This is a genomic window from Streptomyces sp. SBT349, from assembly GCF_001083795.1.
In the GTDB taxonomy this organism is placed as follows: domain Bacteria; phylum Actinomycetota; class Actinomycetes; order Streptomycetales; family Streptomycetaceae; genus Streptomyces.
Window position 1 is genome coordinate 1 of sequence record NZ_LAVK01000206.1, and the last position, 13,587, is coordinate 13,587.

A 13,587-nucleotide genomic window follows, 5' to 3' on the forward strand; every position below is an offset into this window, starting at 1 on the left:
TGTGTTGACCAGGGGGGCGCGGGCGGGCCGCGCGGAGAGGGGAACGGTTCTGCCATGGCGGGACAACGGCGGCCCACCATCAAGACGGTCGCGGCGCGGGCCGGGGTGGGGCGCACCACCGTCTCGCGCGTGCTCAACGGGTCGCCGCTGGTCAGCGAGGAGGCCAGGGCCGCGGTGCTCGCCGCGATCGACGAGCTCAACTTCGTGCCCAACTCCGTGGCCCGCTCGCTCGTCACCAGCCGGACGAACGCGGTCGCCCTGGTGATTCCCGAGTCGGAGAGCCGCCTCGGCTCCGAGCCGTACTTCTCCGCCGTCATCCGCGGCGTGAGCGACGGGCTGGCGGGTACGCAGCTCCAGCTGCTGCTGATCCTGGTGCGGGACCAGCGTGAACTCGACCGGCTCACCGAGTTCCTGACGGCGGGGCGCGTGGACGGGGTGCTGCTGGTCTCGGTGCACCGGGACGACCCGCTGCCCGAGCTGCTGGAGGCGCTGGGGCTGCCCACGGTCCTGGCGGGCCGCCGCTTCGCCGACGAGCCGCTGAACCATGTGCACTCCGACAACGCCGCCGGGGCCGCCGAGGCCGTGCGTCACCTGCTGGAACGGGGCCGCCGCTCGATCGGCACGATCACGGGGCCGCTGGACATGGACGTCGGCCACAGCAGGCTCCGGGGCTGGCGCGAGGCGCTCGCCGCCGGGGGGCTGGCCGTGGACGAGACGCTCGCGGTCCCCGCGGACTTCACCGAGGCGGGCGGGCGCCGGGCGATGCGCGCCCTGCTGGAGCGCCACCCCTCCCTGGACGCGGTCTTCGCCGCCTCGGACGTGATGGCTGCGGGCGCCCTGGGTGAGCTGCGCCGCGGCGGGCTGCGCGTTCCGGAGGACGTGGCCCTGGTCGGATTCGACGACTCGATCGTGGCCCGCCACACCGACCCGCCGCTCACCAGCGTGCGCCAGCCGGTGGAGGAGATCGGCCGCACCATCACCCGGCTGCTGCTCCAGGAGATCAACCGGCGCGGCAGCGCCCGCCACCGGGTGGTCCTGCCGACCTCCCTGATCGTGCGGGAGTCCACCTGATCCCGCCCGGATCCCCTCGCCCCCGTGGCCCGGACCCGGACCCGGACATGAACAGGGGCGGGCCCCGCCTCAGCGGCGGCGCCTTCGGCTCCTCCGCAGGCGGGGGCCGAGGAGGCCGGCGAGGGCCGCCAGGCCGGAGGCGAGGGCGAGGATGCGCAGGAGGGCGCGCTCGTCGCCGAGGCTGACGCTCGCGGCGACCACCACGACGATCACCACCACGCCGACCGCGACGCCCACGCCCACCCTCATCCCCGGCCTCCCCGTCTCCCCGTCTCCCCGTCTTCCGTCGCTCGGCCCCACTCTCCCCGACCGGTGGCGCCGGCGCCACCGTCAGGACCGCGACCCGCGGCGGCGCGGACCCGGCAGCCGGGTCCGCGCCGAAGGGCCCGGCGGACGAGGTCTCCGTCCGTCCGGTCCCCGTCCTCCCCGGCTCGAACCGGCCGAGTCCCCGGCCACCCGGGCCACCGCCCGTCCCGCGCCCGTCCGCCGCCCGTCGGCGCCACCGGATTCTCAGCCGCCCCAGGCCCCCTGCCGCACCGCCTCCTTCACGAACGCCGAGAAGTCCCCCGGCTCGCGGCCCAGCGCCTCCCGCACGCCGTGCGAGAGGTGGCTGTCCAGGTCCCGCCGGAGGGGCGCCACGGCATCGGCGGCGTCCCGCGCGTCGCCCGGGGACCAGCCCTGGGCGGTGAGGTGGGACGTGTACTCCTCGACCGTGAGCGGCACATACCGCACCGGGCGGCCCGTCGCCTCGGCGATCTCCCCGGCCGCCTCCTCCAGGGTCAGGGCGCGTGGGCCCGAGAGCTCGTAGATCCGCCCGGCGTGGCCCTCCTCCGTGAGTGCGGCGACCGCCACGTCCGCGATGTCCTCCGCGTCCACGAAGCTGGCCGCGCCGTCGCCGCCGGGCAGCCGCAGCTCCCCGGCCAGGACGTCGTCCCGCAGGAAGCCCTCGCTGAAGTTCTGCGCGAACCACCCGGGCCGCACGATCGTCCAGGCGACGCCACTGGCCCGCACGGCGGCCTCGCCGTCCACGTGGGTCGCGCCCAGCGCGCTGGTCTCCGGGGCGTAGCCGGGCACGTCCACGCCGCGGCCCGACAGCAACACGATGCGCGGGACGCCGAGTTCGACGGCGCGCTCGACCAGGGGCCGGGTGAGCAGCGCGCCGTCGAGCGGCACCACGTACACCGCCCGCGCGCCGCCGAGGACCGGGTCCCAGGTGGCGCGGTCCTGCCAGACGAAGGGGGGCGTGCCGGAGCGCGAGCCCACGCGGACCTCGGCTCCGCGCGCCCGGAGCCGGGTCACCACCCTGCTGCCGGTGATGCCGGTTCCGCCGATGACGAGAAGGGGTTGCTGTGTCATGGGCCCCAGTCAAGACGCCCTCGGCGAGACGGGCCATGGCCATGGGGATCGGATCGATGTCCGTGCGTCCACGGCGGATCTACAGTGGCGGGGTGGACATGTTCACCGAACTGCTGGACGGGGTCAGGGCGCGGGGCGCGCTGTTCGCGCAGGCGGTCATGGACCCGCCCTGGGCGCTGCGGTTCGCCACCGGCGTGCCCCTGACGCTGGTCACCATGGTGCGCGGCGAGGCGTGGCTCGTTCCCCCCACGGGCGAGGGAACGGCGGGCGGCGGAACGGCGGGCGCGGGGCGGCCCGTCCGGCTGGGCCCCGGCGACGTGGCGATCCTGCGCGGCCCCGCCCCGTTCACCGTCGCCGACACCCCCGCCACTCCCCAGCGCCGCCTGGTCACCGGCGCCGACTACTGCGACGCGCCGGACGGGGCGGGCGCGCCGGACGGGGCGGCGGAGGAGGCGGAGGGCGAGGTGTTCCGGCTCGGCCCGCGGACGTGCGGGACCAGCAGGGACGGCTCGGCGCTGCTGCTCAGCGGTGCGTACGAGCGCCGGGGCGAGGTCAGCGAGCGGCTGCTCGCGATGCTGCCCGGGACGCTGGTGCTCGGCGCGGGCGACGGCGAGCACCGGGCGCTGCTCGAACTGGTCGCGGCCGAGGTGGACAAGGCCCGGCCGGGGCAGCAACTGGTCCTGGACCGGCTGCTCGACCTGCTGCTGATCGCCACGCTGCGCGGCTGGCTCGCCCGGCCGGGGACGCACGCCCCGGCGTGGTACCGGGCGCTGGACGACCCGTCGGTGGGTGGCGCGCTGCGGCTGCTGCACGAACGGCCCGCCCACCGCTGGACCGTGGCCGCTCTCGCGGCCGAGGCGGGCGTGTCGCGGGCGGCGTTCGCACGGCGCTTCACCGAGCTGGTCGGGGAGCCGCCGATGAGCTATCTCGCGGGCTGGCGCACGGCGTTGGCGGCCGATCTGCTGCGCGAGACGGACGCCACGGTGGGGTCGGTCGCCGGCCGGGTCGGCTATGCCAACGCGTTCTCGCTGAGCGTCGCCTTCAAGCGGCGCTACGGCACGTCCCCGACCGAGCACCGGAGCGGCCGGACCGGCGGGGGCGGGCACCGGGGCCGGGGCCGGGCGGTGGAGGAGCCCGGGGCGCGGGCCGAACGGGCCCTTTCGCCACGGGAGATGGCGCGCCCCTCGTAGCCGGGCGGACTGCCGCGCCGCGTCAGCGCCTCAGGGCGGCCTCGATGCCGTCCATGAGTCCGCGCAGCCCGAACCGCGCCGCGCCCGCGGCGGCCTCGACGGCGCCGCGCGAGAGCCCTCCCGCGCGCCACGACCGGGCGATGGCGGGGTAGCGGTCCTCGTCGAAGATGTCGTGCCAGAACTCCTGGCGCGCGCCCCACCAGTCCGCGTCCGACTGCCCGCTGACGCGCTCCAGGTGGGCGTGCTCCGCCTGGATCCCCGCCGCCGTGTCGACGAAGGTGACGAGGGCGACGACCGCGGAGTCGGCCTCGGCCGGGGCGAGGCCGATGCCGTTCAGCGCGGCGGTCAGGAACTCCTGGCGCGCCATCAGGCCGGGGCCCAGCGGGGGGCGCACGGTGGTCATCCTGCCCAGCCAGGGGTGGCGGCCGTGGACCGCGAACATGCGGGCGGCGTAGAGCTCGACCTGCGCGCGCCAGCCCTCGGGCCGGGGCTCGGAGCCGGTGGGCAGCGCGAGTTCGCGCCAGGCGGCGTCCACCATCAGGTCGACGAGCTCGGCCTTGCCCGGAACGTGGGTGTAGAGCGTCATGGTGCCGACGCGGAGCTCGGCGGCCACCGTCTTCATGGTCAGCTCGTCCGCGCCCTCGCGGTCGGCCACCGCCATGGCCGCGGCCACGATGTCCTCCACCGTGACGCGCGGGCGCCTGCCGCGCGCCGGGCGCTCGGCGCCGTCGCCGCCCTCGTCGCCGCGACCGCCGCCGGCCGCCGAGCGGGAGCCGGCCGCCGAGCCGCCGGCGCTCTCGCGCCAGAGCAGCCGCAGCGTTCTGCCCGGGTCCCCTCGCCCGCTTCCCTCCATCGCGCTCCCGTCGTCGGCCCGGCCGTGACCGGCGTCAACAATCCCGTAGAGCATACGGTAATGTCGTTCCCGTACGGCATACGGAAAATTCGGGACGGCCTCTGGAGGGGTTGGGCATGCGGGTGCTGGTGACGGGCGCGACGGGAACGGTCGGCCGGGTGGTGACCGGGGAGCTCATCCGCGCGGGGGTGGAGGTGCGCGCGATGACGCGCGCCCCCGCGGGGGCGACGCTCCCCGAGGGGGCGGAGGTCGTCGGGGGCGATCTGGGGGACCCGGCCTCGCTGCGGGCCGCGCTCGCGGGCGTGGAGCGGATGTACCTCTTCCCCGTCGCGAGGACGGCCCGCGAGGTGGTCGCCGCGGCCGGGGAGGCGGGCGTGCGGCGCATCGTGGTCCTGTCCTCGGGGGCGGTCACCGGGGGCTTCGACACGACGTTCCACCTGCCGGTGGAGCGGGCCGTCGAGGAGTCGGGCCTGGAGTGGACGCATGTGCGGCCGGGCGAGTTCGCGCACAACAAGGTGGAGCTGTGGGGCCCCTCCATACGGGCGGAGCGGGTGGTGCGCGACCCGAACCCGGACGCGGCCTGGCTGCCGGTGCACGAGCGGGACATCGCCGATGTCGCCGTCGCCGCGCTGCTGGAGGACGGCCACCTGGGGGCGGCCTACGACCTCAACGGCCCCGAGCCGATCAGCCTGCGCGCCCAGGTGGACGCCATCGCGGAGGCCATCGGCGAGCCGGTCCGCTTCGAGAAGGTGACCCCGGAGGAGGCGCGGGAGCTGTACCTGCGGCAGGGCGGATTCGCCGCCGACAACGCGGACTTCCTGCTCGGCTTCACCGACTACGAGGGCAACGAGGCGGACCCCCACGCGGCGGGGGACTTCGACCTGTCCTGGCTCGGCCCCCTCCCCACGGCCGAGGCGGTCACCGGCCGCCCCGCCCGCACGTTCGCCCGGTGGGCCAGGGACCACGCGGACGACTTCCGCTGACCCCGCGGCGCCCGCCCGGACCGGCCTACCCCTTCATGGCGCCCTGCAACAGCCCCGCGATGAAGCTCCGCTGGAAGAGGACGAACAGGATCAGGATCGGCAGCATCACGATGATCGTCCCGGCGGCAAGGGTGGGGATGTCGGTGCCGTTCTGGCCGACGAAGAAGCCGAGGCCGGCGGGGGCCGTGTGCATCGTCGTGTCCTGGATGAGGACCAGCACCAGCAGGAACTGGTTCCACGACCACATGAAGACCAGCAGGCCCAGGGTCATCAGGGAGGGGCGGGCCAGCGGCAGCAGGATGCGCACCAGCACGGTGAACGAGGAGGCGCCGTCGATCCTGGCCGCCTCGATGAGGGAGGGCGGCGTGGAGGCGAAGTGGGTCCGCATCCAGAAGACGCCGAACGGCATGAACAGCGCGATCTCCACCAGGATCACGCCCAGGTGGGAGTTGGTCAGGCCCAGCCCCCGCAGGTCGTAGTAGAGGGGGACGACGATCAGTTCCACCGGGATGGTGAGGCCCGCGATGAAGAAGGCGGCCACCGCGTTGCCGCCGGGCAGCCGCATGGTGCCGAGCGCGTAGCCCGCCAGCGCGGCCAGGACCAGGGTGGCGGGAACGACGCCGACCGCGATGACCAGGCTGTTGCGGATCAGGTCGGAGAACCCGGCGACGGACCACGCCTGTTCGTAGTTGTCCCAGCTCCACCGCTCGGGCCAGGCGAGGCCCACCACGGGCGTTCCCGCGGGCTGGACCGAGGCGAGGAAGACGCTGAGGAACGGGATGACGACCGCGATGGCCATCACGGTCAGGAGCGTGTACCCCGACCAGCGCTCACCGCGGGTGGCGCTGTTGACGCTGCTGACACTGCTGGCGCTGCTCATGACGCGGCCTCCGGATCCGGCCTCGACAGGCGGTTGACGATGAAGACGAGGGCGAGGATCAGGCAGCCGAGGACGACCGCGAGGGCCGAGGCGAGGCCGACCCTGCCGTCGGAGAACGCCAGCCGGTAGACGAGCAGGCCCGGCACGGTCGTCTGCTCGCCGGGGCCGCCGTTCGTCGTCACGTAGACGATGTCGAAGCTGGCCAGCGCGGCGACCATGGTCACGGTCAGGGCCACGGAGAGCTCGCCCCGCAGGTGCGGCAGGGTGACGGAGACGAACTCGCGCACCGGGCCCGCCCCGTCGAGCCGCGCCGCCTCGTAGAGACTGGGGTCGACCTTCTGCACGCCGCTGAGGAAGAGCATCATGCACAGGCCGCTCAGCACCCAGGTGCCGACCAGGCCCACGGCGACGAGGGCGAGGTCGAAGTCGCCCAGCCAGGCCCGTTCCAACCCGCCGAGGCCGACCGCGCCGAACGCCTGGTTGACCATGCCGTCGTCCCCGTACAGCCAGCGCCAGGTCACGCCCACGGCGACCAGGGGAATGACCTGCGGCAGCATGAACAGGAACCGGTATGCCGCCATGCCCGGCCGCCGGTAGCGCGCGAGGAGGCCCGTCATCGCCAGGCCGAGCGCGATGGGGATGGCCGAGAAGAAGACGACCAGCACCAGGGCGTTGACCACGGAGCGGCGCAGGATCGGGTCCTGGAATATCTCCTGGTAGTTGGCCAGGCCCACCCACTCGCCCAGCGTCACGCCGTCCCACTCGAAGAGGGAGAGGTACGCCGTGTGCAGGGCGGGCAGGACCGCGAAGGCGGCGTAGACGGCCAGGGCGGGCAGCACATACAGGTAGCCGCGCCACGCGCCGCGCCGGCGCGTGCGGGGGGCCGGGCGGACCGGCCTACTCCGCGTGTTGTTCATCCCACACGTCCTGAAGTGAGTCGAGGTGGTCGGCGGGTGTCACGCGGTCCGCGATGAGCTTCTGCACGCCGGAGCGGAGCGCGTCGAGCATGGCGGGGGCGGCGAAGTCGGGGAACGTGGTGATGCCGTCGTCGGCCACCGCCCGCGCGTGGCCCTCGGCGACGTCGGCGAGCACGCCCTCCGGTTCGGGCACGCCCTCGCGGTTGGTGGGGAGGAACCCGTTGTCGCTGATGATCCGCCCGGCCTCGGGCGAGGTGAGGAAGTCGAGGAACGCGCCCGCGGCCTCGGGGTGTTCGGTGGAGGAGGAGACGGCGTAGGAGACGCTGAAGCCGGAGGCCACCGTGGGGTCGTCGGCGCGTTCGCCCGGCATCGGGAAGAAGCCCACGTTGTCGCCCATGCCGGCCGCCAGCTGGCCCGCGGCCCAGTTGCCGTTGACGAGGAAGACGGCGTCACCCCCGATGAACCGGGCGGTGGAGTCGACCTGTCCGGTGCCGTTGGCGGAGTCGTCGTAGTAGCCCGCGCGGCCCCACTCGACGACGCGTTCGGTGGCGGCCAGGGCGCCGTCGGTCTCGACGGTGGCACCCTCGGCGCCGTCGACCCAGTCCCCGTAGTCGTCCACGGGCATCATCTGGTTGAGGAGGGCGGCCCACAGGTGCAGGCCGCCCGAGTCGAGGGCGCCGACGCTCAGCGGGGTCAGGCCCGCCTCCTCGGCGGCGGCCAGCTGGTCCTCGAACTCGCCCAGGGTCTCGGGCGGTTCGTCGATCCCCGCCTGCGCGGCGAGCTCCTTGTTGTAGTAGATGCCGGTCATGGAGAGCCCGGCCGGGACGCCGTACAGGGCGGGTCCGCCGGTGGCCTCGCTGGTCAGCCCCGCGGTGAGCTGGTCGAGGCTGACCGGGGGGACGTCCGCGTCCCAGCCGTAGGACTCGCGGAGCGGGGCGAGGTCGAGGATGTGGCCGTCCCTGGCGAGGTCGCTCATCCCGACCGCGTACTGCGCGATGTCGGGGGCGGTGTCCGAGGTCATGGTGAGCTTCAGGTTCTTGACGTAGTCGGAGAACGTCTTGTACTGCGGCTCGATGGTGATGTTCGGGTGCCGCTCCTGGAACGCGGCGATCAGCGCGTCCACCATCAGCGGCGCGTCGGCGAACTGGAGGCGCAGCGTGATGTCCTCCTCGGGCACGGCGGTCGAGGAGGGGGCGGCGCGGGGCCCCGGCGCCTCGGCGTCGCTGCCGGGGGTGAGCGCGTCGCAGGCGGTGAGCGGCAGCGCGAGGGCAACGGCGCACGCCGCCGCTGCGATGCGCGGGGGGCGCGCTCGGCGCGTTGTGGTCATCGTCTGCCTCCTTACGGTCTCGCGGGGCGGGTCGGTCGCGTGGGTGGGGCTCAGCCGCGGGGGCAGCGGTCCCCGACCCGTTCGAGCAGCGCGTGGTTGTGGTCCTCGGCGTCGCCGCCGGTGTTCTGCGAGATGATCAACGGCGGTGTGATGTCGTGCAGTTCGGCCAGGAGTTGGGCGGTGCGGCAGGTGAGGGCGTTGACGAGGGCGGCGCCCACCACCGTGGACAGGGCGCCGACGGCGTGCTCGCCGAGGGGCACCACGGTGTCGCCGGGGCGGCCGTGGGTGTCGATGACGATGTCGGCGACGTCCAGCAGCCGCCGCCCGCCCGCGTGCCGGGGCCGGGCCGCCAGCGAGTGGGCGCGGTTGGTGAGGGCCACCACCGTGGCCCCCGACTCCCGGGCGCCGAGGGCGAATTCGACGGGCACCGGGTTGATGCCGGAGTTGGAGACGACGATCACGACCTCGCCCGGCCTGATGCCGGCGGTGGGGAGGATCGCCGCCGCGTAGCCGCTGACGCGTTCGGCGGCGCCCGCGTGGCGGGGGGCGGTCGGGGAGAGCGCCGGGTCGGCGACGACGTTGACGGGCGCCAGGCCGCCCGCGCGCATCAGCGGCTCCAGGGCGACGAGCTGGGAGTGGCCGCTGCCGAAGTAGTGCACCACGCCCCCGGCCGCGATGCTCGCGGCCATGGCGCGGGCGGCGCGGTCGATGGCGGGCCGCTCGGCCTCGGCGAGCGTGGCGAGGCCGGCCCTGAGGGCGTCGAAGTAGAGGAGATCGGCGGAGGCGGGTTCGGCGTTCATGGGGAGGAGGCCACCTGGGGTGTCGAGCCTGCGCGGTGCAGAAGCGGATGGAGCGGTCCTGGGTCGCGTGCGAGGGCGAGTGCGCCGTCGAGGGCGTCGCCGCGCCGGGGCGTGAGCGCGGCGCGGGGCAGGAGGGCGGCCAGTTCGCGGGCGAGCGGGCCGGTGAGGAGGTCGCCGGAGCGGGTGAGGCCGCCGGTCCAGGCGACGGGGATGGGCGCGGTGCCGTCGTGGGGGTGGGTGAGCCCGGCCGCCGCCGCGACCGCCGCCGCCAGCTCGCGCCCCGCGTCCGCGAGCAGCGAACGCGCCGGGCCGTCGCCCGCCGCGGCGGCCCTGGCGACGTCCGGGACGAACGCCGCGACGGCCTCGGCCGGGCGCTCGGCGGCGGCGAGGCGGGCGGGCAGGGCGTGCAGCGGGCCGAAGCGCCGGACCGCGAGGGCCCACAGGGCCGGGGAGCCTCCCCTGCCGTCCTCCTCGCGCAGCGCCAGGTCGAGGGCGCGCCGCCCGATGTCCCAGCCGCTTCCGGCGTCGCCGAGCAGATGGCCCCAGCCGTCGACGACGGCGGTGCGCGCGTCGGGGCCGACGCCGAGGACGATCGTCCCGGTGCCGGCGGCCAGGACGACGCCGGGCCGGGGGCCGAGGGCACCGGCGTAGGAGGTGACGATGTCGCCGCAGACGATCACGGTCCCGGCGTCGGCGCCCGCCGCCCGGAGGCGGGCGGGGAGGTCAGCGGCGCTCGCCGGGTGGCCGGTGACGCCGGTGAGCCCGGCGACCAGGGCGGCCGGGCGGTGGGCCGCCTCCGGCAGCAGGTCCACCAGGGCGCGGACGCGGGCCGCGATCACCCGTGCCGCGCCCGGCTCGTCGGGGTGCGGCAGACCCGGTCCCTCGACCGTGGCCACCCGGGTCGCCCCCGAGAAGAGCGCGGCCCGGCAGCCCGTCTTCCCGCCGTCGACGGCGACCGTCACGGCGCCGGCGGGGAGGCCGGGGCCGGGGCCCGTGGTACGGACCGCGGCGGGTGCCGCGGCGTTCGGTATCGACCGCATCGCGTCCTCTCCCACCTTCCCGTCACTCGCTCGTCCGAAGTGCTGTGGACCGTACCAGAGGACGTCGAGAGCGCACCAGACCCCCGAGGCACCTCTGTTCCCGCAGCTCAGCCCTTGACCCCCTCGGCCAGGCCACCTAGCCTGACCGCTCGTGGTACGTACCACGGATGAACGCGCAGCCTCACGCGGGAGCGGACCCTGACGATGACGACGCCACCGGAAGAACCCGGCGAGGACCACGGCACGGCCGCCCGCCTCCTGCTCGGGCGCGTCCTCGGCGAGCGGGCCGGGGAGTTCACCGCCCGGGTGGTCCCGGGCGACAGCGGCGCGGCCGACTGGTTCGAGGTGGACGCGGACGCCGGGGGCGTGACCCTCGCCGGGTCCAGCGGGGTCGCGGTCGCCTCCGCCCTGCGCTGGTATCTGCGCACGGCCTGCCGGACGCAGGTCACCTGGGACGCCCCCGTCCCCACGCTGCCGGAGCGCCTGCCCCGCACCGGCACGCCCGCCCGGGTCGCCTCGCCCTACCGGCACCGTTACCACTTCAACGTCTGCACCTTCGGGTACACCACCGCGTTCTGGGACTGGGAGCGCTGGCAGCGGCACATCGACTGGATGGCGCTGCACGGGGTGACCACCCCGCTGGCCATGACCGGCGCGGAGGCCGCCTGGCACCGGACCCTGATGAACGCGGGGCTGGACGACGAGGCGGCGCGGCGCTTCCTCGGCGGCCCGGCCTGGCTCCCGTGGAACTGGCTCGCCTCGGCCGCCGGATGGGGCGGCCCGCTGCCGCGGAGCTGGATCGAGGACCACGCCGCGCTCGGCCGCCGGATCCTGGACCGGGAGCGTTCCCTCGGCATGCGCCCGGTCCTCCAGGGCTTCTCCGGCCATGTCCCGGCGGAGCTGGCGGCGGCCCGCGGCGCCGCAGCGAAAACCCTGCCCTGGTGGGACTTCGAGGTCACCCTGCTCGATCCCCGCGACCCGCTGTTCGAGGAGTTCGGAACGGCCCTGCTGACCGAGCAGACCGCGCTGTTCGGCACCGACCACCTCTATGCCGCCGACCCGTTCATCGAGACGACGCCCCCCGCCGACGACCCGGAGGGCGTGGCCCGCGTGGCGCGCGCCGTCCACGGAGCGATGACCGCCGTGGACGACCGGGCGACCTGGGTGCTCCAGGCGTGGCCGTTCTCCTACCTCTCCGACTACTGGACGCCGGAGCGGACCGCGGCCTTCCTCGGCGCCGTCCCGGACGACCGGATGCTGGTCCTCGACCTGTGGGCCGAGCACCGGCCGGTCTGGCGGCGCACCGGCGGGTACCGGGGCAAACCATGGGTCTGGTGCGCGCTGCACAGCCTGGGCGGCCGGCCGGGGATGTACGGGCGGCTCGACGAGGTCGCCACGGGACCGGCCGAGGCGGGCGCCGACCGGGACGGCGGCTCGCTGTCCGGGATCGGCGCGAGCATGGAGGCGTTCGGCTCCGACCCGGTGCTCTACGAGCTGCTCGCCGACGTGGCCTGGCACGGCCGCGTCGACAACGTGCCCGCCTGGCTGGGCGGTTGGGTCGAGGCCAGGTACGGCCGCCGGACGCCGGGGCTGGTGCGCGCCTGGGAGCTGCTGCACGCCTCCGTCTACGCCGTGGAGGGCCCCGGCCCGCCGGGCTCGGTCGTCGTCTGCCGCCCCACGCTGAGGGGGGACCTGCGCCCCGGGCTGCCCGTGCACCTGGCGACGCCCGCCTCCCCCACGCCCCCGCCGGGCCTGGCCGAGGCGGCGGCGCTGCTGGCCGCCGAGGCGAGGGACGAGGACGGCGCGGGGCCGCTCGGCCGCGACCTGTGCGACGTCACCGCCCAGTTGCTCACCCACGCGGCGTGCGCCTGGCAGGAGCGGGCGGCGGACGCGGCGCTGGCGCGGGACGCCGGCGCGTTCGACGCGGCGGCGAACGCGCTGCTGACCGCCGTCGCCGACCTGGACGCGATCCTGGCCACCCGGCCCGAGTACCAGCTGGACGACTGGCTGGCGGACGCGCGGAGCTGGGCCGGGACGCCCGCCGAGGCCGCGCTCTACGAGGCGAACGCCCGGCGGATCCTCACCGTGTGGGGCCACGGCACCAGCGAGTTGCACGACTACGCGGGACGGCACTGGGCGGGCCTGGTGCGTTCCTTCCACCTCCCGCGCTGGCGGCGCTGGCACGAGCGGGTCGCCGGGGCCCTGGCCGCCGGATCCCCTTTTCCCGCCGAGGAGTTCGAGGCGGAGCTGATCGCCTGGGAGGAGCGGTGGATCGCCACCACCGGCGACCCGGCGCCCCCGCGCGAGGACGCGCCAGCGGGCGCGACGCCCGACGTCGCGCGCACGCTCCTGGCCCGTTACCGCGACAATCTCGGATAGCAGACACGTGCGAGCCGCGGAGACGGATGTGACGGTCGAGGAAAGACGCGCGAACGACGGACGGGGCGAGGACCGTCCGGAGGGGAACGACGCGTTCAAGCACGAGGCGCTGCGGCGGCGGCTGGCCGCCGACATCGCGCGGATGCAGCCGGACGAGGCGCTGCCCACGGAACGGAGCCTGGCCGAGCGGTACCGGGTCAGCCGGTCGACGGCCAGGCGCGCGCTCCAGGCGCTGCGCGAGGAGGGGTTGATCCGCAGCGTGCGGGGCGTGGGCACGTTCGTCTCGCATCCGCAGATCACCAAGACGTCGGCGCTCACCTCGTTCTCCGAGGACCTGCGGGCACGCGGCTACCGGCCCAGCTCCGAACTGCTCGCCGCCGAACGGATCGAGGCCGACCTCCACCAGGCCACGGCGCTGGGCGTGGACCCGGGCACCGCGCTGCACCGCATCGAACGGCTGCGCCTGGGCGACGGGTTCCCCGTCTGCCTGGAAACGGTGTACCTGTCGGCGGAGCGCTTCCCCGGGCTGGACGCCCCGCTGCTCGAAGGGTCGCTGTCGGAGGTGCTGCGCGACACGTTCGGGGTGCGGGTGGCGCGGGCCACGCAGCAGATCAGGGCGGTCAACGTGACGGGCCGCCAGGCGGGACTGCTGGGGGTACGGGAGGGCTCGGCGGCACTGCTGGTGCGGCGGACCGCGTTCGACGGCACCGGGCACGTTGTGGAGTACGGGGAGTCGTTGTGCCGGGGGGATCTGTACGAGTTCTCGCTGGTGGTGACGTAGGGGGTGGGGG

The 13,587-nt window shown here is 75.3% G+C and carries 13 protein-coding genes; 5 read left to right on the plus strand and 8 right to left on the minus strand.

What is annotated here, in order from left to right; genetic code table 11:
• Positions 1–54 precede the first annotated feature (54 nt).
• The gene (locus tag ADY01_RS22830) at positions 55–1,071 is read left to right on the plus strand and encodes a LacI family DNA-binding transcriptional regulator (RefSeq protein ID WP_049576886.1); all 1,017 of its coding nucleotides are present in this window, start codon (positions 55–57) and stop codon (positions 1,069–1,071) included.
• Positions 1,072–1,140: 69 nt separating this feature from the next.
• On the opposite strand, the gene ADY01_RS39250 is transcribed toward ADY01_RS22830, so the two are convergent.
• Positions 1,141–1,320 (minus strand): hypothetical protein, encoded by a 180-nt coding sequence (locus tag ADY01_RS39250; protein WP_049576889.1) that lies wholly within the window; start codon positions 1,318–1,320, stop codon positions 1,141–1,143.
• Between the two features lie 261 nt (positions 1,321–1,581).
• On the minus strand, positions 1,582–2,427 hold the full coding sequence (locus tag ADY01_RS22840) for an NAD(P)H-binding protein (protein WP_049576896.1): 846 nt from the start codon (positions 2,425–2,427) through the stop codon (positions 1,582–1,584).
• A gap of 92 nt (positions 2,428–2,519) precedes the next feature.
• Here ADY01_RS22840 and ADY01_RS22845 point away from each other — a divergent pair, with 92 nt between their 5' ends.
• The gene (locus ADY01_RS22845; protein ID WP_049576916.1) at positions 2,520–3,617 is read left to right on the plus strand and encodes an AraC family transcriptional regulator; all 1,098 of its coding nucleotides are present in this window, start codon (positions 2,520–2,522) and stop codon (positions 3,615–3,617) included.
• A gap of 22 nt (positions 3,618–3,639) precedes the next feature.
• On the opposite strand, the gene ADY01_RS22850 is transcribed toward ADY01_RS22845, so the two are convergent.
• Entirely contained in the window at positions 3,640–4,524 is an 885-nt protein-coding gene (locus tag ADY01_RS22850; RefSeq protein WP_234320361.1) for a TetR/AcrR family transcriptional regulator, read from the minus strand.
• Positions 4,525–4,586: 62 nt separating this feature from the next.
• Here ADY01_RS22850 and ADY01_RS22855 point away from each other — a divergent pair, with 62 nt between their 5' ends.
• Complete coding sequence (locus ADY01_RS22855; RefSeq protein ID WP_049576899.1) at positions 4,587–5,453, plus strand: NAD(P)H-binding protein; 867 nt, start codon at positions 4,587–4,589, stop codon at positions 5,451–5,453.
• 25 nt (positions 5,454–5,478) lie between these two features.
• Here ADY01_RS22855 and ADY01_RS22860 read toward each other — a convergent pair whose 3' ends face one another.
• From ADY01_RS22860 to ADY01_RS36125, 5 genes are read right to left on the minus strand one after another with little or no spacing between them, the layout of a single operon-like run.
• Positions 5,479–6,333: a carbohydrate ABC transporter permease gene (locus ADY01_RS22860; RefSeq protein ID WP_049576902.1), complete on the minus strand. Its 855-nt coding sequence runs from the start codon at positions 6,331–6,333 to the stop codon at positions 5,479–5,481.
• On the minus strand, positions 6,330–7,250 hold the full coding sequence (locus ADY01_RS22865; protein WP_049576904.1) for a carbohydrate ABC transporter permease: 921 nt from the start codon (positions 7,248–7,250) through the stop codon (positions 6,330–6,332). Before ADY01_RS22865 ends, ADY01_RS22860 begins: the two co-directional genes overlap by 4 nt.
• Complete coding sequence (locus tag ADY01_RS22870; RefSeq protein WP_049576906.1) at positions 7,231–8,577, minus strand: ABC transporter substrate-binding protein; 1,347 nt, start codon at positions 8,575–8,577, stop codon at positions 7,231–7,233. The genes ADY01_RS22865 and ADY01_RS22870 overlap by 20 nt, the downstream gene beginning before the upstream one ends.
• Before the next feature lie 50 nt (positions 8,578–8,627).
• Positions 8,628–9,377 (minus strand): sugar isomerase domain-containing protein, encoded by a 750-nt coding sequence (locus ADY01_RS22875; protein ID WP_049576909.1) that lies wholly within the window; start codon positions 9,375–9,377, stop codon positions 8,628–8,630.
• On the minus strand, positions 9,374–10,417 hold the full coding sequence (locus ADY01_RS36125) for an N-acetylglucosamine kinase (protein WP_053171111.1): 1,044 nt from the start codon (positions 10,415–10,417) through the stop codon (positions 9,374–9,376). The genes ADY01_RS22875 and ADY01_RS36125 overlap by 4 nt, the downstream gene beginning before the upstream one ends.
• A 204-nt stretch (positions 10,418–10,621) precedes the next feature.
• On the opposite strand from ADY01_RS36125, the gene ADY01_RS22885 reads away from it, so the two are divergent.
• Together ADY01_RS22885 and ADY01_RS22890 are read left to right on the plus strand one after the other, a co-directional pair.
• Positions 10,622–12,796 carry an alpha-N-acetylglucosaminidase gene (locus tag ADY01_RS22885; protein ID WP_049576911.1) on the plus strand — a complete coding sequence of 725 codons (2,175 nt, stop codon included), beginning with the start codon at positions 10,622–10,624 and terminating at the stop codon, positions 12,794–12,796.
• Between the two features lie 28 nt (positions 12,797–12,824).
• Complete coding sequence (locus ADY01_RS22890; protein WP_049576913.1) at positions 12,825–13,577, plus strand: GntR family transcriptional regulator; 753 nt, start codon at positions 12,825–12,827, stop codon at positions 13,575–13,577.
• Positions 13,578–13,587: the final 10 nt, after the last annotated feature.

Bases quoted from the DNA above. Each gene is read 5' to 3' on its own strand.
- ADY01_RS22830 (WP_049576886.1), top strand. From the start codon at position 55: ATGGCGGGACAACGGCGGCCCACCATCAAGACGGTCGCGGCGCGGGCC.
- ADY01_RS39250 (WP_049576889.1), bottom strand. From the start codon at position 1,320: ATGAGGGTGGGCGTGGGCGTCGCGGTCGGCGTGGTGGTGATCGTCGTG.
- ADY01_RS22840 (WP_049576896.1), bottom strand. From the start codon at position 2,427: ATGACACAGCAACCCCTTCTCGTCATCGGCGGAACCGGCATCACCGGC.
- ADY01_RS22850 (WP_234320361.1), bottom strand. From the start codon at position 4,524: ATGCTCTACGGGATTGTTGACGCCGGTCACGGCCGGGCCGACGACGGG.
- ADY01_RS22855 (WP_049576899.1), top strand. From the start codon at position 4,587: ATGCGGGTGCTGGTGACGGGCGCGACGGGAACGGTCGGCCGGGTGGTG.
- ADY01_RS22860 (WP_049576902.1), bottom strand. From the start codon at position 6,333: ATGAGCAGCGCCAGCAGTGTCAGCAGCGTCAACAGCGCCACCCGCGGT.
- ADY01_RS22865 (WP_049576904.1), bottom strand. From the start codon at position 7,250: ATGAACAACACGCGGAGTAGGCCGGTCCGCCCGGCCCCCCGCACGCGC.
- ADY01_RS22870 (WP_049576906.1), bottom strand. From the start codon at position 8,577: ATGACCACAACGCGCCGAGCGCGCCCCCCGCGCATCGCAGCGGCGGCG.
- ADY01_RS22875 (WP_049576909.1), bottom strand. From the start codon at position 9,377: ATGAACGCCGAACCCGCCTCCGCCGATCTCCTCTACTTCGACGCCCTC.
- ADY01_RS36125 (WP_053171111.1), bottom strand. From the start codon at position 10,417: ATGCGGTCGATACCGAACGCCGCGGCACCCGCCGCGGTCCGTACCACG.
- ADY01_RS22885 (WP_049576911.1), top strand. From the start codon at position 10,622: ATGACGACGCCACCGGAAGAACCCGGCGAGGACCACGGCACGGCCGCC.